The sequence below is a fragment of the Caballeronia choica genome (assembly GCF_001544535.1).
Classification (GTDB): domain Bacteria; phylum Pseudomonadota; class Gammaproteobacteria; order Burkholderiales; family Burkholderiaceae; genus Caballeronia; species Caballeronia choica.
Genome location: NZ_FCON02000006.1, coordinates 41,938 through 62,445, shown reverse-complemented (window position 1 = coordinate 62,445; position 20,508 = coordinate 41,938). Strand labels below are relative to the sequence as shown.

At 59.8% G+C, this 20,508-nt stretch carries 16 protein-coding genes; 4 read left to right on the top strand and 12 right to left on the bottom strand.

The features are described from left to right. Positions 1 to 4 precede the first annotated feature (4 nt). From AWB68_RS04210 to AWB68_RS04185, 6 genes are all read right to left on the bottom strand, one after another. Positions 5 to 2,440, bottom strand: a complete 2,436-nt coding sequence (locus AWB68_RS04210; protein WP_087643103.1) for an efflux RND transporter permease subunit — start codon at positions 2,438 to 2,440, stop codon at positions 5 to 7. A 57-nt stretch (positions 2,441 to 2,497) separates the two neighbouring features. Further along, complete coding sequence (locus tag AWB68_RS04205) at positions 2,498 to 3,634, bottom strand: YCF48-related protein (protein WP_087643102.1); 1,137 nt, start codon at positions 3,632 to 3,634, stop codon at positions 2,498 to 2,500. 109 nt (positions 3,635 to 3,743) lie between these two features. After that, on the bottom strand, positions 3,744 to 5,126 hold the full coding sequence (locus AWB68_RS04200) for a DUF1329 domain-containing protein (RefSeq protein WP_160109961.1): 1,383 nt from the start codon (positions 5,124 to 5,126) through the stop codon (positions 3,744 to 3,746). Positions 5,127 to 5,149: 23 nt separating this feature from the next. Beyond that, entirely contained in the window at positions 5,150 to 6,913 is a 1,764-nt protein-coding gene (locus tag AWB68_RS04195) for a DUF1302 domain-containing protein (RefSeq protein WP_087643100.1), read from the bottom strand. Between the two features lie 733 nt (positions 6,914 to 7,646). Then, positions 7,647 to 8,381, bottom strand: a complete 735-nt coding sequence (locus AWB68_RS04190) for an SDR family NAD(P)-dependent oxidoreductase (RefSeq protein ID WP_087643099.1) — start codon at positions 8,379 to 8,381, stop codon at positions 7,647 to 7,649. Between the two features lie 117 nt (positions 8,382 to 8,498). Continuing rightward, complete coding sequence (locus tag AWB68_RS04185; protein WP_087643098.1) at positions 8,499 to 9,230, bottom strand: SDR family NAD(P)-dependent oxidoreductase; 732 nt, start codon at positions 9,228 to 9,230, stop codon at positions 8,499 to 8,501. A gap of 364 nt (positions 9,231 to 9,594) precedes the next feature. Between AWB68_RS04185 and AWB68_RS04180 the strand changes: the two genes are divergently transcribed. Continuing rightward, the gene (locus AWB68_RS04180) at positions 9,595 to 10,203 is read left to right on the top strand and encodes a TetR/AcrR family transcriptional regulator (protein ID WP_160109960.1); all 609 of its coding nucleotides are present in this window, start codon (positions 9,595 to 9,597) and stop codon (positions 10,201 to 10,203) included. 148 nt (positions 10,204 to 10,351) lie between these two features. On the opposite strand, the gene AWB68_RS04175 is transcribed toward AWB68_RS04180, so the two are convergent. From AWB68_RS04175 to AWB68_RS04165, 3 genes are all read right to left on the bottom strand, one after another. After that, positions 10,352 to 12,103 (bottom strand): aldehyde dehydrogenase family protein, encoded by a 1,752-nt coding sequence (locus AWB68_RS04175; protein ID WP_087643096.1) that lies wholly within the window; start codon positions 12,101 to 12,103, stop codon positions 10,352 to 10,354. Between the two features lie 183 nt (positions 12,104 to 12,286). Next, a complete protein-coding gene (locus AWB68_RS04170; protein ID WP_235028196.1) occupies positions 12,287 to 13,186 on the bottom strand; it encodes an SDR family NAD(P)-dependent oxidoreductase in 900 nt (299 codons plus the stop codon). Positions 13,187 to 13,246: 60 nt separating this feature from the next. Then, a complete protein-coding gene (locus tag AWB68_RS04165) occupies positions 13,247 to 14,584 on the bottom strand; it encodes an NADH:flavin oxidoreductase/NADH oxidase family protein (protein ID WP_087643094.1) in 1,338 nt (445 codons plus the stop codon). A gap of 318 nt (positions 14,585 to 14,902) precedes the next feature. On the opposite strand from AWB68_RS04165, the gene AWB68_RS04160 reads away from it, so the two are divergent. Then, complete coding sequence (locus AWB68_RS04160) at positions 14,903 to 16,090, top strand: NAD-dependent epimerase/dehydratase family protein (RefSeq protein WP_160109959.1); 1,188 nt, start codon at positions 14,903 to 14,905, stop codon at positions 16,088 to 16,090. Positions 16,091 to 16,169: 79 nt separating this feature from the next. Here the strand turns inward: AWB68_RS04160 and AWB68_RS04155 are convergent, their stop codons facing one another. The 3 genes from AWB68_RS04155 to AWB68_RS04145 form a co-directional block, all read right to left on the bottom strand. After that, entirely contained in the window at positions 16,170 to 16,964 is a 795-nt protein-coding gene (locus AWB68_RS04155; RefSeq protein ID WP_200828625.1) for an SDR family NAD(P)-dependent oxidoreductase, read from the bottom strand. Between the two features lie 189 nt (positions 16,965 to 17,153). Further along, positions 17,154 to 18,302: an alkene reductase gene (locus AWB68_RS04150; RefSeq protein ID WP_087643092.1), complete on the bottom strand. Its 1,149-nt coding sequence runs from the start codon at positions 18,300 to 18,302 to the stop codon at positions 17,154 to 17,156. An 18-nt stretch (positions 18,303 to 18,320) separates the two neighbouring features. Further along, on the bottom strand, positions 18,321 to 18,719 hold the full coding sequence (locus AWB68_RS04145; protein ID WP_087643091.1) for a VOC family protein: 399 nt from the start codon (positions 18,717 to 18,719) through the stop codon (positions 18,321 to 18,323). Positions 18,720 to 18,822: 103 nt separating this feature from the next. Here AWB68_RS04145 and AWB68_RS04140 point away from each other — a divergent pair, with 103 nt between their 5' ends. Both AWB68_RS04140 and AWB68_RS04135 read left to right on the top strand, forming a co-directional pair. Next, complete coding sequence (locus AWB68_RS04140; RefSeq protein ID WP_200828624.1) at positions 18,823 to 19,764, top strand: LysR family transcriptional regulator; 942 nt, start codon at positions 18,823 to 18,825, stop codon at positions 19,762 to 19,764. Positions 19,765 to 20,002: 238 nt separating this feature from the next. Beyond that, positions 20,003 to 20,494, top strand: coding sequence for a VOC family protein (locus AWB68_RS04135; RefSeq protein WP_087643089.1), 492 nt, complete (start codon positions 20,003 to 20,005; stop codon positions 20,492 to 20,494). Positions 20,495 to 20,508 lie beyond the last annotated feature (14 nt).

The window sequence follows — 20,508 nt, the reverse complement described above, 5'->3', positions numbered from 1 at the left end:
CCGCTCAATTATGCGCGACGCAAGACTTGGTCGAAGACGTATCTGAAATTTTCTTTGGCGACGCCTTTGGCGATACGTCTTTCAACAGGAAATGCGACAGCGCCGGAATCAGGAACAGTGCTCCGATCATGTTCCAGAGGAACATAAAGGTAAGCAGGATCCCCATGTCGGCCTGAAACTTGATCGGCGACCATGCCCAGGTCACCACCGCCGCGGCCAATGTGACGCCAATCAGCGCAATCACCTTGCCGGTAAAGTTCAGCGCTCCGAGATGTGCCTCCTCCAGGGACATGCCGCGCCGCTGCATCGCCAATTGGACGCTCAGGAAATACAGAGCGTAGTCCACGCCGATACCGACGCCGAGCGCGGTCACCGGTAGCGTTGCGACCTTCACGCCGATACCCAGCATCACCATCAGGGCTTCGCAAAGGATCGACGTGATCACCAGCGGAACCACCGCGACGATGACGGCACGCCAACTCCTGAAAGCCACCAGGCACAGCAAGGTCACTGCGCCATAGACCAGGAACAGCATGCGTCGATTCGCGTCCCGGACCACGAGGTTGGTCGCGGCCTCGATACCCGCGCTGCCGGCCGCCAGTAGGAATTGCGTATCGCCCGTGGAATGCGTGGACAGGAACTTCTGCACGGTCGTCACGACGCGTTCAAGGGTCTCGGCCTTGTGGTCGGAAAGAAAGGCAATGATGGGCGCCACGGATCGATCGTTATTGACGAGTTCCGGGTTCGCGACATAAACGTTGTTGATCACATCGTTCATGATGTCGGGGTCGCGGTTGATCGTCATCCATCGCGGATCGCCCTCGTAACCCGAGGCAGTGTAAAGACGCGCGAGCGTGCTCGCCGACGTCGTGGTTTGCACGCCGGGCACGTCGCGCAACGCTTCCTCGAGCCTGTCCATCTCCAACAGTGCCGGGAAGCGGGTCAGCCCCATTTGCGGAGTCTTGACGACAATGGCGAACTGGTCGGTCGACAGTCCGTAGTGGCTGGTGACGTAAGCTGTGTCGCGGTTGTAGCGCGAATCGGAACGCAGCTCCGGCGCACCTGGATCGAGATCGCCGATCTTCAGGTGCTCGCTGACGACAAAGCCGCCGACCGCCAGTCCTGTCGCGATAAACAGGGCAATGCTGGCCATGCGACGTTGTGAGAACGGTGCCAGCAGCCGCACGAACGGGTGGTGGGTGCTGGCCCGCAGACTGCGTACCGCCGCTGCCTGGCTCACGCCCGTGTATGACAGCAATACCGGCAGCAAGATCAAGTTCGTGAAAACGAGCACCACCACGCCGATACAAGCCGCGAGAGCGAGCCCGCGGATCACGGGAATATCAATGAGCATCAGCACCGCGAAACCGACCGCGTCCGCCATCAGTGCGGTCAGGCCCGCCGCGAACAACCGGCGAAACGTATAGCGCGCTGCGACATAGCGGTCCGTACCCCGCCCGATATCCTGTGTGACGCCGTTCATCTTCTGCGCGCCGTGCGACACACCGACCGCGAAGATCAGGAACGGCACCAGTATCGAATAGGGATCGAGCTTGGCCCCCAGCATCCGCATGATGCCCAACTGCCACAACACGGCAGCCAGCGAGCACAGACTCACCAGCAACGTACTGCGTGGACAACGCGTGTACAGGAAAACGATCCCCATCGCGATCGCCGCGGCGACGCCGAAATAAATAAGGACCTGCCGCAAACCGTGAATCAGGTCGCCCGTGAGTTGCGCAAAGCCGATCACATGAATGGAGATGCCGTCATTCGAATAATCGGTACGGATCTTCTCCAAGGCGTCCCGTACAGCGAGATCGTTGATCGGCGCGCCGCTGTCGCCGTATTTCGTCAGCAAGGGAACAAATATCGTGCTCGAGCGCTGGTCATTGGCGACAATGGAACCGGTTATGCCTGCGCGAGCGATATTGACGCGAAGGCGGTCGATGCTGGCAGCCGAGCCGTCATAGTCATCCGGCATGACCGGGCCGCCCTGATAACCGTCGGCCGTGACTTCAGTCCAGCGCACGACGGGCATCCAGAGCGACTTGACGAATGCGCGGTCGACGCCACGAATCACATATACGCGATCATTGATTTCCCGCAGGGTCCGAAGGTACTGAGGGCTATAAATGCTGCCCTTCTTGTTTTCAACCACGATGCGCACCGAGTTACCGAGACTGCGCAGGGAATCGGCATTCTCAAGGTAGTTCTGAATGAACTCGCTCGATTTCGGCATCATGTCCTGGAAGCTCACACCTATAGTGAGCTTCGAGGCCTCAAAGCCTAGAAAGGCGATCAACAAGGCACTGATGGTCAAGATCATCCATCGGTGATTGAAGATCAGCCGTTCCACGAGGGATCCCGAACGACGATCGAAATCCTTTCGCGAACGGATCACGGGCATCGCCTCAACGTTTTCGATATCGCTTTGCATAAAAAACCCTCAAGATCCTGAAGCAATGGCCCTGCTCGGGTAGGTGAGTGGATGCAGTCAGCGCAGCGTCATGACGCGCGCACCATCCAGTCCGGACAGCACTGCTTCGCCATCGCCCAAGGCATGAACCGCCGTGAAAACAGTTGGCTTGCTGACTTCCAGAGAGCGGAAATTGCCGCCCGCGTCGTCTGCGACCGCGATCTCCCCGGCGCTTGTAACGAACACGAAAGCGCGGCGCTGTTGGAGATACGCCGCGCCTGTAATCGCAGCGTGTACGGGCGTGGAGACGGACGTCCACGTCGCCCCCGCGTCTGAACTTCGATATACGGTGCCGCGCAAGCCAAAGGCCAACAGCACCCTGGAGTTGCCGACGATGCCGAAGAAGCTTCCCGCGTAGCCGGTAACCGTCGGGACGAATCGTCCGGACTGGCGGTCGAATCTGAAGATGGTCCCTTTTTCGGCCGCAATGTAGACGTTGCCGCCGATATCCTGAATCGAATTCAGATGCAGGAACTGCGGGTCGTCGATGTGGTCCAGAAACGGTTGCCACGTCCTTCCGCCATCGGTCGTCGCCGCGATCATTCCAAACGAGCCGACCACGAACCCCCTGCTCGCGTTCTCAAACAGCACGCTCAGGAAAGGCAAGGTCGGCCCCGCCTTGTAGTTGAGCTGCAACTGATCGAGATAGGGCTTGACCGATAGATCGCCGCCCGCAATCGCCTGCTGGTAGATGTCAGCCAGGCTATGGGCTGCGATGCGGCCGTCAAGTTGCCGGCTCCATGTCTTGCCGCCATCCGCGCTGTGCAATACCACGCCGTCGTGTCCCACCGCCCAACCTTCCGAGGCCGTCGGGAAACTTAACGCCAGCAAGTCGCTTTGAACCGGAGCGGACGCCTGCGCCCACGTCTTGCCGCGATCGTCGGAGAGGGCGATCAAACCGCGCATACCCACCGCAACGAGTCGCCGGCCGGCGCCCACAACCGACATTAAAGGCCGGCTACCCGGTGACGTACGCATCAGCGCCGGCGCGTCTAGCGGATCCGCGAAAGATCCTTTGGGCGCACTCTCCTGCGCCGCTGTCTGCCCGCGCGCCACTTGAACGTTCAATCCGCCAACCACAGCGGCAAATGCCAAAGCAACCGCCAGACACCTTTTCATACCGCGATTGTCCGGCACCCTCTTGACGATGATCATGTGTAGACCCCATTCAGAAACCGAACCAGGATCCGGGATGCGGCATGCGATCCCGATCCATCCTTGAAGCGACGCCGAGGCGGGAGCCTAGGCGTCATTCCGGCCTTCTTCAGTGCATACCCGTTCCGGACATGCCTGCTGGGGTAAACAAACTTTCCTTTTGATGCGTATCGAAAGGCCTGATAAAGGGCCGGCCGTTAGCGGGGCCGCCGGCATTCGTACCGAAATAATCGCCCTTCTGCAAATCGTAGATGTTATAGATCGCGTTAAACGTTCCTCCGCCTCCATCGTAATAGTTGAAGGTGTACATGAATCCAACCTTCCACAGTTTCCCTTCGGGATCGTAGGCATCCGCTTCCACGATCGCCCAAGTGTCTTCGTCGATGTACAACGTTCTCTTGGAATAAGCATGTCGCTCACCCTGCTTCAGCGTCGCCTCGACAACCCAGACACGGTGCGTCTCCCAGCGGATCGCATCCGGATTCAGATGCTGCTTGCCAAATAGCTGGTCCGGCGACATCGACAGATACTTGTACGAGCTGTACGGAACGATCATTTCCTTCTTGCCGATCACTTTGAAGTCGAAGCGATCCATGCGGCCATGATAAAGACCCAGGTCATCCCAGAACATCACGCCGCCGAATTGAGAAATCGGAGTGTCGTACTTGTAGTCAGGCGCCATTCGCGTCCGGCGCTGTCCCGGCATGTAAAGCCAAGTGACCTGTTCGTCGGTCGCATTATTGATAGGCGTGTAGACGAGCACTGCAGTGCCTACGCCAGTCGGCGGCGAAACCTGAACAACGTGATAGACGTCGTACGCGTTATGCGGCGCCTTTCCTTGCGCTAGCGCCCGATCGTAGTACGGTCTGTAATCGTTCGCATCGTTTTCAGGAAGTTCGCTTCGATTTCCCGCGCTGTCGACCAACCAGGCCTTGGCCTGGTTCTCGTACTGCGTGCGCTGGAAATTAAGCGCGCTATTGAACATCACTTCATAGCCGTCCTTGGGAATGGGGAACGGAATGCCGCCGAACGCTCCCTCCACGCCATCCCCTTTGACCTTGCCTACCAGCTTGGCGGTGGTCGCATTCTTTACCGTGTTGTCGAGCACCCATTGCGGGTAGTGCATCGTTCTATGCGTCGGAAAGACGTCCACGTGATAGGTGGGAAAGCGCTTGAGCAAGGCTTGAACGCCTGGCGACAACCGGTCGGCGTACTGGGCCATGTTCTTGCCCGTAATGGTGTAAAGCGGCTTTTCGTCCTTGAACGGATCGGGAATCAAGCCGCTCTTCGGATCGAAGTCGGCGGGTGCGGTAGTCAGTCCGCCGTTGTACGCCGGGATCGTGCCGTCCGCACTAGCCTGCTTCTCGGCACCGAACTCCGTTAGCGATGTGCCCAATGCCTTGGCCTCCTCTTCAGAGACAGCCGCCAGTGCAGTCGCTGAATGCAAGGCGATGACCATCACGCCCGCCACGAATCCAAATTCCTTCTTCATCATCTCTCCTCCAACGTGTTTTCTTAAAACGAACTCTGCAGTGTGAGCGAAACCCAATTACGGTCGTTGTTGCCGTACAGTCCGTTGCCACTGGAATAGAAAGGCAAGCCGCTTGGCGTATACGAGATTCGATTGGCGTGAGCGTGGTATCCGTTGTAGGCGAGTGCCACCGTCGTCTTCTGCCGGATCGTGGCCTGCAAGCCGATCGAATAAGAGTTGGTCCCCTGTCCGTTCGGTGCCGTGCCGACCTGCGAGTTATTACCGTAGATACCGAATACGTCTGAAATCGGCATGCTTAAATCGACGCCCGGAAAAACCTGCAGCCATTGGGGCTGGAACAGGATCGACGCCGCCACGTAATTGCGGGTCGAACAGCCATCCCATTTACTGCCGGTGCTGCACCCCGCGTAGCCCCCGCCGTTGTACAGGGCCTGATTCGCGGTAACCGACAAAAGCCGGGTATAGGCCAACTCGGCCGTCAGCGTGCCGGTATTCCAGAGGGCCGATCTCGACAAAGGGAAAATTGCATTGGCGATCAGATTCAGCGTATTTCCCTTTGCGCCTTCCGGTTCAGAAGGAACCATCGGGTTCGGGGAGCTGTTCAGTGCGGTGTTTTTGCGGAATGACGCTTCGAAGCCGGTGCCGACATTACCAATCGTCGTATCGAGAGAATATCCGAACAGTTGGACACCCCGGTTGTACGAGAGATGGTAATCGGTGGGAATTCCGCCGGCGCCGAAATCCAGCAAGGGTGCCCAGGGCTGCGCTTCGTCGAAGCGCCGGTAATAGAAACCCATGCCGCCGTTCAAGAAGGACGGCGTCCAGCCTAGTTTCAGGCCGAAGTTGTTATCCAGGTTCCGCGGTGTATTGTTCGGCCCGGCGGGCACATTGACGGGGACGAACCCCCCGGGCGGCAAACCCAGCAGAGCGCTGGGGACGGCGCCCGCGAAGAAATTCGATGGTCCCTTGAAGAGAAAGTCCGCGGGCGCAAGGAAGGTGCCCCCCTCTGGCAAGCGGTTCGCATTGAAGACGAACGCGTATTGGCCGGACAGAGAAATCTCGGGTGTCAGATGCGCGGTCAGACTGACTTGCGGGCGGGGCAGGAATAGCTGTTGAACCTCGGCACCGGGACTTGCGGCCAAGGCAATGGCATCGATCGCACCCTGAGAGTACGAGATTCCCTCAAGCGGAAAGAACAGGGCGTTGCCCCAGTATTCCGTGAACTGTCCGACTTTCAACGATACGCTTTTGCCCGCCACATCGAAGTTATAGAATGCGAACGCATCGAGCAACTGCTCGCCCTGGACATAGTATCGACTCGTATATGAGGAATACTTACCGCCTGGGTATGAGTTGATCGAGTGGTACGTGATCGGGGGCAAGCCGCCCCCTGCGGGTGCGTAGATTCCGGGGTTCGACACGTCCCCGCCCCCATAGGCGAAATCCTTCCATATCGACCCGGAGATTCGGAAGCCGACGTGGTCCTGGTAGGTCACGTTCAATTCAGAAAGCAACGCCGCGCGGTTGGTGACGACGTTTCCGGCGTGTGAGAACTTGTAGTCGGATTCGTCATTGTTCGGATTGTTGCCAATCAGCGGATCGACGTTGTTGGCTCGCACGCCAATATTGTAGGTCAGCGTGTTGTCCCAACTGACCTGCCAGTCCGATGGCATGTTGAATGAAAAAGCCCAGGCCCCTGTGGGGAGTGCGGCCATCACCACTGCCGAGAGAACAATCGTTCCTTTCAGTCGCCCAGCCAGCGTCTCTTCCGGTCCCGCGCAAACCATTTGCCGTGTCTCCTGCTTCGCCTGAAGCGATGATTATTAGTAATCCTATTTCTTTGTGCCGTATGTCTGGAAATTCACCGATACCGCATCGTGGACAGCCGGCGTGGCACAGCTCATACGAACCGCTTCGTGAACCATTCGACGGCTGCACCTCACCACTTCTGCAAACCGCCACCCTTGCGGGCGGATGAGATTGCGTTGGCCGATTAGGAATAGCACGACCGTTAGATCCAGTATTGTTCACTCGATCAATTTTGTCAATGCACATGATCAGTTTCCTAAAGCTCTATCGAACAAGCCGAACGCGAGATCTTCAGGGCTACGTGCGTGCAAAAGACTATGTCTTAAGGAACAGTGGCTAGTTTTTTACCTGTCCGAAAGCAGCGCCATGGAATCGAGAAGCGGATCGACTCTGCCGACCGAAATTTTTATCGAGTGGCCAAAATATTTGGAGAAGTGATGGTCTGGGCAGCACGCATATATCCGAAGACAAGGGGCGGTTCCTCCGCCACCGCTGCTTGCGAAATGGCGGAATCAAGACCTCAATGGCCCCTCCGCCCCGCGAGACGACGGGCGGAGCCTGCCGCGAAGACGCGCCAACCGAGGCCGGTGCGCGCGCCAAGCACGTGCTGAGCGCGTGCACGGAGGCGTATTTCCCACGCCGTTCCGTCGAGCATCGTTTGGCGCACGGCTTTGGCATCAGCACCCGCGATCTCGCAGCACAGCACAACGCCTATACCTGCGCCGCGCCGCCGTCCGCAAAGATCTCGACACCGGTCACGAAGCTGGACGCGTCCGACGCAAGGAAAAGTGCGACGGTCGCGATCTCGGCCGGATGGGCTAATCGGCCAGCCGGAGCGAGATTGGCAAATCCGGCCTTCATATCGTCCGGCATGGGCGCAATGATCGGCGTATCCGTCGTCCCCGGGCTGAGCAGATTCACGCGAATCTTGCGATCCTTGAGCCCTGCCGTGCAAGTCCTCGCCAGCGAACGCAGTGCCGCCTTGGTCGCGCTATAGACGACCAGTTCGCCAAAGCCCTTTACCCCGGCGATCGAACCGGTAAGGATAATCGAGCCGCCCTCCCGGAAGAGCGGCAGCGCCTCCTGAACGGTGAATAGCGTCCCTTTCAGATTGACCCCGACGATATGGTCGAAGTGCGCCTCCGTGATGAAGCCGATCGGCGCAACATCACCAACGCCGGCATTGGCGAACAGCACATCGATGTGTCCCGCTTCGGCCTCGACCATCTCATAGAGGCGCCGGCGGTCGGCGGCACTGGCGATGTCGCCTTGGACCGCCCGCACACTACGGCCGATCTCGGATGTCGCACGATCAAGCTCGGACTGGCGACGACCGGTGATGAATACGAATGCCCCTTCCTCGACGAACAACTTGGCCGCCTCGAGGCCTATCCCGGAGCTTCCGCCAGTAATGACCGCGACCTTGCCTTGCAGACTTGTTCCCATCACGCTCTCGCTTTCAAGTTGGTAATGCCCTGCTTTGCCTTAGGATCGGCGCATTACCGTGATCGATTCCCGCGACAACCCGCGGGAGCCGCTCAAGCCGCGTACGGCCTGGACCGGTCAGAGTCTTCCGCCGCCATCCACCGCAAGCTCGGCACCGGTCATATAGCTGGCACCATCGGACGCCAGGAAGGCAACGGCTTCAGCCACTTCCTCCGGTCTCGCCATGCGTCCAAGCGGCACCATCTTCGCGAAGAACGCATTGGTCTCCGGGGAGTTGCCCGCGAGCATCGGCGTATCGATCAGGCCCGGACAAACCGTGTTGACCCGTATGCCAAGGCTCGCCAGCTCGACCGCGGCGTTGCCCGTCATGCCGCGAACGGCCCAATTTGTCGACGCATATGCGAACTGACCCGGAATGGCGCGCAAGCCTGAAACGGACGCAATGTTCACAATGGAACCTCCACCGGCAGACTTCATCGGCTCGATCACCGCGCGCATGCCGAGAAACACGCCGAGGTGATTGACCCGATAGTGCGCGTCGAGCTCGGATGGCTCCGTCTCGATCAACGGTTTCGGCTTGAACATTGCAGCGTTGTTGACCAGGATATCGACCCGTCCGAAACGGCCAAGCACCTGCGAAACCACGCGCTCCCAAGAGTCTTGATCGGCTACGTCATGCTTGACGAACAGAGCCGCATCACCCAAATCGGCGGCCAGTTGCGCACCGGCCTCCTGAATGTCTGCAATCACGACGCGAGCCCCCTCCGCCACGAACAGTCGAGCCTCTGCCGCGCCTTGACCGCTCGCCGCTCCAGTAATGATCGCCACCTTGCCTTCCAGCCGAGCCATGAGTCTTCCTCCAGATTTCAATAATTTAAAGATCGTCCAGCCGGACGTGAGCGCAAGCCAGACCACGCACAACGAACGACTCGCTTCGAATGATACTACTCGACTCTCAAATATCAATCAGTATTTTAACTAGAGTTTGCACGGGACAACCTGCAAGCAGATCACCCTGATTTCCAATTGAACGTGTGGCAGGCATGACGCCGTGGCCATCGACGCCTTCGCGGTAGGGGAGGCACAGCTAATGTCCGCCGAGTTGCCCGAGGCTTCGCAGTCCTGGTGCGCTCCATTTTCCTTTTCTGTATGATGTGAGCGACTTGCAACCCTTCGCGCCAAAATCCAATACCGCACAGCCTTCAAAATGCAAATGGAAAACAAGAGGCCAGTTCGACTATCCCGCGTCGAGAAGAATGCGCTCACCCGCGAGCGCCTGCTTGCGGCAGCCGAGAGTGTCGTCGCCCGGCTCGGCTACGGGGGTGCCTCTGTCGACACCATCGCCGCGGAAGCGGGTCTGTCGAAGGGAGCCATCTATTCGAATTTCGCGACCAAGGAAGAGTTGTTCCTGGAACTGTTGCGCGTCTATATGGAACGCGACACAGCGGAACTCGAAAAGATCGTGAAGCTCGAGCCGGAACATCTGTACAAGGCACTGACGCAGTGGCTGGCCACCATGCACTCCGATAGCGACTGTCCGTTGCTGGTTGCGGAACTTCAGTTGCATGCTCGCCGGAGTCCGGAGTTCGCCACTCACTACTATGAGCTTCAGAGCCGGCAGACTCGGACCATCGCCCGCATACTTCGGGCCTATTTTTCTGCGTCCGAAGTCGGCCTCCCCATCGACGCCATCGACCTGGCCGCGTGCATGACGGCACTCGCTCAAGGCCTCAGTCTTCAACGGCCACTGCCGAAGTCAAAGGCCAAGAATCAAGCGGGCCGTGTAATCGACGAGCTCCTGAAGGTGTTGATCAAGAAATGACCGACCGGCGGATCGGCGGCTTCAGCCTTTCGGGCGAGCAGGCGGCAACAATCGTCGCGACGCCGTTGCGCGATCGATCCACCGGGGCGACCCTTGGGCAATCGACGCGAGACAGATCGACGTATCCGTGACCTGAATCACCGGTTGTCTATCCGCCGAGCGCACTAAGAAATATTCCCAACAGCTTCGGCAAGGAAGGCTTCGCCTGGAACGCCACGATCCTGCGGGCCGTGGTGGCCGCAGTGCGGTTGGTGACGAACCATGGAGGTCGCGGCAGCATCGCGAAGCTTCCGTGCAGAAGACCGCGCGGGAACGGCCTGAAGGGTGCGCGGACGATCGAACGCTGTGGACGGTCGAACAGAAAGCCGTTGTGGACGAAACCTTTGCCGCTTTGAATATCGTTCAAAGGATGGCCGGGGAAGGCTCCCCACGGCGTATGCGCAAGCAGGAATCCAAGCGCGCTCCACGTGTTCACGGCAATGCAGCCATAGCGCAGTTCGGCCAACAGACGCTCGAAATTCCCGCCCAGCGCCTTTTCTGTCGCCGGATCGATGATGACGTTCGCGCCCAGGGTTCCGTGCAGACGGTCATTTGCAAAAGCAATCGCATTCCGTAGAAAGCTCGCGGCATTGCTCCCGTCGACGAACACCACGCCAAGTGCGGGTCCAAAAACCTCCGTCGAAAAAGTGGACAGTTCCCCGTGTGCTTCGGCATCGATAAAAGCGAGGATTCGGGGTGCGTCGGCGTCATTTCCAAGTTGCAGCGCCTCGGGATTCGTCGCCAGAAATCCCGCGAGCCTCTCCTGAGCGCCGGGGTAGTAAAGCGGCCGCGAGGGCGCGCCCGCAAGAGCGCGGCGCAATTCTGTCAGGAATGCTTCGGCTTGCGGCCAGTCTCGCGGCAGGACAAGTATCTGGCTTGCGATGCAGTTGAATCCGGAATTATGCAATTTTTGGGTGGCAACATGCTCGGCCTGGAAGCGCAGATCCGCCTTCGTCCAACGTCCGGGAACAACGATGGTCGGGCACACAGCACCGAGTTCACTCGTAATGGGCCGGCGATTGAGCGGCTCATTGCGCCCCTTGCGTTCTGCTCCCTCCTCGCCGATACCGAAGATGATGGCGTCATGTGAAGCGGCACTTCCAGTGATATGCAGCGTGTCGACATGGCGGTTCGTCGTCAGGTAGCTTCCGACGTCCACGCCCCCGCTAACGATCGCGAAGTAGCCTGCGTCGATCAACGGCTTGAATATCCCTTCGAGTATCGGCTGGAGATAGTCAGTCACCGGATTGAGCTTGACGATGGCGACGCTGTTTTCCGCGTAGAGCTTGTAAAGCGCGTCGAGCGGTGCAATGCTCGTGATGTTGCCCGCTCCGAGCACGAGGGCCAGCGTCCCGTCGTGCGAGGAGCGCGCAGCCGCATAAGTGCCGGCCGCCGATTGTCTCAGTGCCTCGGGGGAAACTCCCGGCTCCATCCACACTTCGGCGCTCACACCGCTCAGCAACAGCTTGTCGGACAGAGTAAGCGGGAAGACTTTCGCCGCAGTCTGGCCGTTGACCGTGCGGCGCACCTTCAGTCCATCGAGGTAGCGATGGCCTTCCATCTGTCGAAGTGTGCGCAACAGGATGTCAATCGCGGTCAGCAGTGCCCAAGGGCCCGATATCCACTCCTCGCCGGCGAGTGCCGAATCGACCGCCAGGCCTTTGCGCAAGGTCGCCAGTGTCGCCCATCCTTCCGCAGAGCTCACGACGCCGGTGCGTATCTGCTCGAGCAAGGCGATGCGGTCCGCGACCGGAAGTCTGGCCCAACTGCGCTTGTTGGCAGTGAGCCTGTCTATGACACGGTCGAGGCGAGCGTGATTGCTTGCCTCTTCCAACTCGTTGGCGCGCTCCGGGGTTTTCATCAAGATCCTTTGTATGACTTGCGGCTAACGCGCGCCACTCCCATCTGCACGCATAGCCGCAACACCTGACTTACCGTCTCTGCTGCCTCTATCCAAGGGACGAATGCGGCGATAGCGTCGTGCGCCTGTCGCGTTGCCTCCATGCACTCGATCGAGCGCCGCAGCGATGACGGCCTTCTGCGGTCACTGCGGGGCTTTCGGCTTTTGAATCGGAGCGGCAAGGATGCCACCGTCGACCATCAATTCCGCGCCGTTGACGTACGAGGCGTCTTCCGATGCCAGATAGACCGCCGCGCGGGCCACGTCTTGCGGTGTCCCGAGGCGCCCTGACGGAATCGCGGCAGCGAACATCTCGTCCAACCCCGTACCCCTTCCAAAACCGTAGAACGTTTCTGTCATCGGCGTATGGATCACGCCCGGATGAATGGAGTTGCAACGAATGGGCAGCCCTAAAGCCGCAGCCTCGGCCATGGCGCATTTCGTCATCAACCTGACCGCCCCTTTCGATGCCCCATATGCAAGCTGACCGGCTGCGCCGATCATCCCGCCGAGAGAGGACACGTTGATGATGGATCCTCCGCGCGTTCCCATCGAAGCGAAGCCGTGTTTGATGCCGAGGAATACGCCGTCGGTATTGACCGCGGAAACGCGGTGAAAGTCCTCGAGGCTGGTCTCCGCGATGGGCTGCACCGCCAGGATTCCGGCGTTGTTGACGAGGATGTCGAGAGAGCCGAGCTGGCGCTCCGCTTCGGCAACCACCGTCGCCCAGCTGTCGGGATTCGTGACGTCGTGCAGCATCGCGATGCCGATCCAGCCTTCGTTGCGGATGGCGTTGGCCGCGGATTCCGCCGCTTCCTGATCGATATCCGTAAGTACGACCTTGGCACCCTCGCTTGCCATGTCGTATGCGATTGCCGCACCGATACCGCGTGCGGCTCCAGTTACCAGTGCTACCTTGCCATTCAACTTGCCCACGTGAATCCTCCATTTTAAAAATTCGTCCATCACCCGACCGGTTGGCTGATGGGTCGCAAGCCAGTACACATACCGACTGGTATCCAACATCAAATTGGTATTTTCCATTACAAGCGGTGCGGAGCTGCCGACCATGAGGCGCGCTGCGTCCAGGTCCCGGCTTGCAGCCTATCGACCAGACTCCAGCGCTCGCGCCACCCGCTTTTCACGGCTGCTGGCCCTGATGAATGCCGTCAGGAAATTCATCTTGGGATCGGCAGGAAGCCCGTCGGCCAATCGAAGAAGTTGCTCGTTATACCAACTCATCGTGCCAAAGCCGTTGATCGCCTTGAGGATCTTGATCGGCGAGTGCGGGCCGAGAATTCCAGGCCCCAAGCGCAGTCGATGTTCCCATGCTTCGAACTGGTCGCGTTCACCGTTGAGCAACTCGGAGGGCGCCTCTGGATAGAGACACAGCGGACGGCCCAAGCCGATCAGATCCACGCCATCCTCGGTGATCGCTTGCGCCATGCCCGCCGCCGAGCGGAAGCCGCCGGTAACCATGAGCTTGGCCCGCTTGATGCTCCGTCGCATCTCGGGCGCGAAGCGTGCAAAGAACGCCTCGCGTTCCCGCGTCGATTTGCTGATCATGGGATCGAATGCGGGCTCGAGCCCCTCGATGTTGGCCATCTTCGGCTGTTCGTAGGTGCCACCGGAGATCTCGATAACGTCGACGCTTGCTTCGTCGAGCCAGCCCGCGACAATCTGGCTGTCCTCGAAGCTGAAGCCGCCGCGTTGGAAATCCGCGGAGTTGAGTTTCACGCCGATGGCGAAGTCCGCCCCAACCTTGCCGCGGATGCGCTCGACCGTCTTTAGGAGGAAGCGGGCCCGGCCCAGCAGGTCGCCGCCCCATTCATCGCTGCGCAGGTTCGTGCGTGGTGACAGGAACTGCGAAAAAAGATAGCCGTGAGCGGCATGCAACTCGACACCGTTGAACCCTGTTTCCCGAGCCACGCTCGCAGCGTGAGCGAAGCGCTCGATGAGGCCCTCGATCTCAGCTGAGGTCAACGCCACCGGCGTCCCGAAACGATCGCCGGGCAAGTTGACCTGAACCTCGGAGGGCGCCTGGGGCCTGGGATTGATTGACTTCTGGGTCTGCCGGCCGGAATGCGACAACTGCATCCAGACATGACCGCCCGCCTCCTTGGCTGCCGCGGACCACGCCTTGAGCGCAGCCAGGGCCTTGGGGTCCTGAACACCTTGAATCACGACATTCGAGCCGTGCTCCAGATGCAAGCGATCGACCTGGACATTTCCCGTGAGAAGCAGGCCCGGGCCCTTGCGCGCGAACGTTCGATAGAGCGTCTCATGCTTCTCCGTGGCGCGATTGTGTGTGTCGGCCAGCAACTCCGACATCGCCCCTTTGACCAGGCGGTTGGGCAGCGTCACGCCGCAGGGCAGGGTCAGAGGTTGACTCAAGATGCCCGAAGGGTTTTGCTGCGTGCTGTAAGTGTCGTTAGCTTGCATGTGAAGCGACTCCATGTCCGTGAAAAGTGCGGCGCGTGCAGCGCTTCGTGCGCGACTACGCTTGCTTCATCACCGCATCTCGACGGCGACCAGCACCCCCGGTGTGTACCAAGGGCGATTTACATATGATACCGATACGGTTTTAAATATCAATCGGTATTTTAATGTGCGGCATCGAGCCTCGGACATCAAGTGGAATTGCCTGCGACTGCGAGAACCTTCGGCGGCGCCGTGGTGCCCGCGGATGCAAGGTCCCCGCGCCCCAAGCTATGGATGCCGGGGCCCGCAGATGCGCTATCGCGTCATTTACGATACTACTTGATCTTTGTATTCTATTTGGTATCATTTCGAGACAGGATTACCCAAACCCTCTACCTCATTGCGGATGCGGCCGTTACGTCACCGCTATTGCGTAATCCCAAGGCAGGTTCGAACTCAACCATTCGCCGCATCCTGACGGCGGTTTTAACTCTCAGATCAAACAGATACGTATATGAAACAGCACGAAAGCACACCGACCCGCCAGGGAGAGACGCGATGAAGATTCTCGTGACCGGAGCGACCGGCTATATCGGTGGGGCTGCCGCCAAGGCACTCGTCAAACGCGGACATGAAGTCTTCGGCCTTGCGCGATCGGAAGATTCCGCCGGCCAGCTTCGCCTCGCTGGCATTACCCCTGTCGCTGGCGACTTCGCTGACACAGCTAGCCTGATCAGGGCGGCCGCCGAAGTCGACACGATCGTCAGCACGGCAAGCATCGGCTCGCTGGCGGGCAGCGCTGAGACCTTCGCGCAGGATCGAGACGCAATTCGCGCGATGCTCGGCGCGGTCGAAGGCTCGGGCAAGACCCTGATCTTCACCAGCGGCTCGGCGGTCCTCGGCATCGTCAACAGCGGCGAGGCAACGCATGAGGTATTCGACGAGGATGTGAGCCTGCCTTTGCCACCCTCGGTGTTTGCGCCCGCATCGGCAAATGTGCCGCCCGTGATGGCACAAATGTTCGGCGCAGCCATGGCCGCGCGCGTCGAAACCGAAAAGGAAGTAGCGAACGCCGCGGGAATCCGAGGCATCGTGATGCGTCCGGGCCTCGTCTATGGAAACGGCGGCAGCTATGACCTGCCCGGCCTCATCAGGATGGCTCGCGCCCGAGGCGTCGCGCCACACCTCGGATCAGGCGGTACGTTGCAGGGGTACATTCATGTCGACGAGCTTGCCGAACTGTACTGTCTCGCGCTCGAACGCGCGCCTGCGGGCGCCGTGCTGCACGGCGTGGCCGGTGAAGTGAGCCAGCGGGAACTCGCCGCCGCCGTAAGTCGCATGATCGGCGCTGGCGATCGCACGGTGAGTTTCCCGTTCGAAGAAATGTACGCTACCGGCGGCCCGATCGGCGTGAGTCTTTCGCTGAACAAGCGCATGTCTTCAGATAAGACGCGAAGTCTGCTGGCCTGGTCGCCGACCCGCACGGACATCCTGCACGACATCGAGTTTGGGTCGTACGCCGCCTGACTTTAGCTGCGGCCGGGCAGAGAAGCGCCCGGCCTACGTCATGGCCGCGACGGGACACAGCCTTTTCAATCCAATGCCTTTAACCGTTGAGCCCCATTTTGCCGCTGGCCACTGCCGCGAGGCGAACGACAAGCGATCGAGGAAGCAAGCGCGACGCCCAGGTAGCGGCCCGCACGCTCGTCCGCCCCGGATAGGCGACAGCTTTCCGTCGGTCGAACGCTTTCAGCGTATTTTGGACAACCGATTCCGAGCTGTCCATGTCATTGGTCGACACATTGGTCGACACGCCGTCGAAGAAGCTCGTCGCCGTCGGCCCGGGGCAAGCCGCCATCACGTGAACGCCCATGCCGGCGAGTTCAAATTGCAGCGCCTCGCTAAAGGAAAGAACGAAGGCCTTGGTCGCGGCGTAGATTGCCATATGAGGGAGAGGTTGAAAACTCGCGTTGGACGCGACATTGATAATGCCACCCCTGCCACGTTTTGCCATACGGCCGCCAAACAGGTGAGCAAATGCGACGACCGCCTGAACGTTGACCTGAATTGCCGACTGTTCTTTCTTGAGGTCGTGAGAAAGGAAGCTGCCGGTTAGCCCCAAGCCCGCATTGTTGACCAGCAGGTCTATCTGAATGCCCCTGCGCTCGACTTCCTCTCCGATAAGAATTGCGGCATCGGGACTGCCAAGGTCGGCGTTGAGCGGGGTGCATTGCACGCCGTACCTCTCGGCAAGGCTTTCCGCCATGGCATTCAAAACGTCGCCAGACCGGGCGACCAGCACCAGGTTCATGCCGCGTGCGGCAAGTGTCTCCGCGAAGACCTTCCCTAGCCCTTTCGATGCGCCCGTAATCAGGGCGGTCGAGCCGCGATAAACAAACATTTTATGCTCCTTGAATTAACGTGATTTGTGCTGGCGATGCGAACGTGTTGAACCCGGCCATGTTCCGGCCGGCGACGATGGTCGGCATGAAAAGCAGGGACGGAGTTGGCGATGCTTGCCGATCTCTGGATTCTGCGGCGATTGATGTCTGCTTCGCCTCGATCCGATCGACATCGGCAACGCCGGAACTCAGGCAAGGCTGGCAGTGTCCGGCACCCTGTCGGCAACATCCACTACCGGCCAAGCCGAATAGTCGCTGTAGCCACGCTCATCACCACCAAACAGCGTGCTGCCGTCGAAGGTGGCCAGCGGCAGGCCATCGGCGAGCCGGCGGGGGAAGTCCGGATTGGCCACAAACGGCCGGCCGAAGGCGACCAGGTCGGCGTAACCGCTCGACAGTACCCAATCGGCGCGCGCCTCGTCGTAGTTGCCGGCGACGATGATCGGCCGCGTGAAGCGGGCACGGATGGCCTGGCGGAATTCCTCGGTGAATTGCGGTGCGTCGTCCCAGTCCGCCTCGACGAGATGCAGATAGGCAATGCCGCGTGCCTGCAGGAATTCGGTGGCTTCAAGGATGGTCGGCAGGATGTCCGGACACGCCATCCCACGCGCGGTCAGGAACGGAGCCAGGCGAATGGCCGTGCGCTCTGCGCCAACTTCGTCCGCCACAGCGTTGACGACCTCCGTGAGAAAGCGCAATCGGTTCTCACGTGATCCGCCGTATTCGTCGGTCCGCACGTTGGATGTCGTACGCAGGAACTGGTCGATGAGGTAGCCGTTGGCGCCATGAATCTCGACACCGTCGAAGCCCGCAGTCATTGCGTTGCGTGCAGCCCGGCGGAAGTCCGCCACAACGCCCTTGATCTCGTCACGGGTCAGTGCGCGCGGGGTCGGACAGTCGACCATGGCACCCATGCCGGTGGCCGGATCGACCTTCCAGATCTGGGCGTCGAAGGGGACGGCGGAAGGGGCGACCGGCAACTCGCCGTCATGGAAATCCGGATGGGACATGCGGCCTACATGCCAGAGTTGCAGGAAGATCCGGCCGCCGGCGGCGTGAACTGCATCGGTCACGAGCCGCCATCCCACGACTTGTTCGCGGCTGTGAATGCCAGGCGTGAAGGAATAGCCCTTGCCTTGTGCCGAGATCTGCGAGGCTTCGGTCACAATCAGCGCGGCCGAGGCACGCTGGGCATAGTAGCGCGCGTTCAATGCATTGGGCACGTCTCCGGGCTGGGTGCTGCGCGCACGCGTCATGGGGGCCATGACGACGCGGTGGGCGAGCGTGTGACCGGCGACGACTGCAGGCGTGAAAAGCGGCGAGGCGATGGTAGACATGATTGCGGATCTCCGGACTTAATTGACGATGGTTGAAGCGAAGCTGTTTGCCTGGGTCACGAATTCGAGGACAACGCCCGGTGCCAACGGAACGAAGAGCTGAATTTCGTCCGCAAGCGGCACTTCGGCGAGTGTGTAGGGAACGTTGTTCGATCTCAGCCGATCGATGAGCGCCGTCCACTCCTCGGCGTCATCGACACGCAGTGCAATGTGGTCGATACGAGGGCAGGCTTTCACTTCGAGGGCGGGAAGAGTCGCTTCGACCAGATGGATGACCGGGCGACCGTCCGCGTATAGCCAGTAGCCGGCCACCTGGAAAGAAGGCCGCGGACCGTCACTCAGTCCGACGATGCCGCAAAGGATGCGCCGCGCATGTTCGAGGTCTTTGGTGACGATGGTGGCGTGATCGAGCTTCATGGGAGTTCGTGGCTGGTTGCTGATGCGACACATTCTGCATAGCCCCGCCCACCTTGATAATTGGCGTAGGATTTGAATAATTCTCAAAAAAAACCGAAATATCGTGGATAACCTCGGCGACATCCGGCTTTTTGTGGAAGCGGCAAACCTCGGTGGGCTGTCGGCAGCGGGACGCAAGCTCGGACTCTCTCCTGCGGCAGCAAGCGCACGTCTTGTCAAGCTGGAGGCGACCCTTCAGACGCGACTCTTTGAGCGCACGACGCGCCAGTTACGGCTTACGGAGGAAGGACGGCTGTACCTGCTCCATTGCCAGCAGGCGCTTCAGGCCCTTGACGATGCGCATGCGGCCCTGCAGGCCGGCCGAAGTATCGTTCGCGGAAAGGTGCGGATTGCAGCGACCTCGGATTTCGGCCGTCATGTCCTGAAGGGCTGGCTCGACGAGTTCAACGTGCAATATCCGGATGTCACCTTCTCGGTGGTGTTGTCCGACTCGCTATCGAATCTGGTGCTTGACGAAATTGACCTTGCCATCCGGTTTGGCGTGCCCCCGGATAGTTCGCTCGTCGCGCGGCGCCTCGCGCCGAATCGACGCGTGCTTTGTGCGTCACCGGAGTATGTGGCGACGCACGGAGCGCCTGAGCGCCCGCGAGATCTGGAACGCTTCGCTTGCATCGTCCTCGCGACCGCAGCGGGGCTTGCGAACGACTGGCAGTTCACGTGCCGCGGCGAAGTCGAAACTTATACCGTGCCGCTTGCGAATTCGCGAGAGACGAACGATGGCGCACTCGCCCGCGAGTGGGCTGTGGCTGGTTACGGCATCGCGATGAAATCCGTGTGGGACATCGGGTCCGATCTTCGTGCGGGAACATTGATGATTCTGATGCCGCAATGGCGATCTCCGGATGTTCCGGTCCATGCGCTGTATCAGCGTAGCCGATACATGGCGCCGCGCGTCCGGGCGCTCCTCGACTTCCTGGTTGAGCGCTTCTCCGCGGTCTCCGGTGACCTGGAGGTTTATTTGGGCGATAGCGACACGAGCCGTTGATTCGTGGCGTCCAGAGACGAAACTTGCTCACGCCGAAACATATTAATCAACTGAACAAAAATGCAGCGCACAAATGGCCAGAGTTCAAGCAAGCCCGCAAGCCCCGGACTTGCAGTCGAAGTTCTCCTGGCCAGCCCCCTAGCCGCGTTCAACTTCACTCGATTCCGATTTCCTGTTGATCCTTTGCAGCCAAGCTGTTAGGCTTGTTTTTATCAATCGACCAATATATTGGAGGCCCATGAGCATCTTGCAGCTTGACCACTTCACTTTGCGCACGGCCAAGGTCGAGGAGACCGCCGCATTCTTCCGTGACGCCATTGGAATGACAGAAGGCTGGCGCCCCGGATTCAGGTTTCCTGGCAGATGGATGTATGCTGGCGACCGGCCCTTGGTCCATATCGCCAACATCGAAGCGGACAATGCGGAGATGGCGGCATACCTGGGCGATCGCGCGGTGTCGCCCGGAGGCGGCTCGCTCGACCATGTATCGATGCGCTGCGTCGGTCTGGCGGACTATCAGAAACGCCTTGGCGCACTGGGTTTGCCATTTCAGGAACGAGTCGTTCCTGAACTGTCGGAGCACCAGCTCTTTGTCGAAGATCCGAACGGGATCAAGATCGAGTTACTGTTTCCCTACTCGCCCGACAACAAGATCGTGGGGGATAATCTGGGGAGAATGGATGTGCAGCACGCAGCATCGCCCTTACCATCGCCTGCCTCGCAGGGCTAATCAGGCGGCGTCCG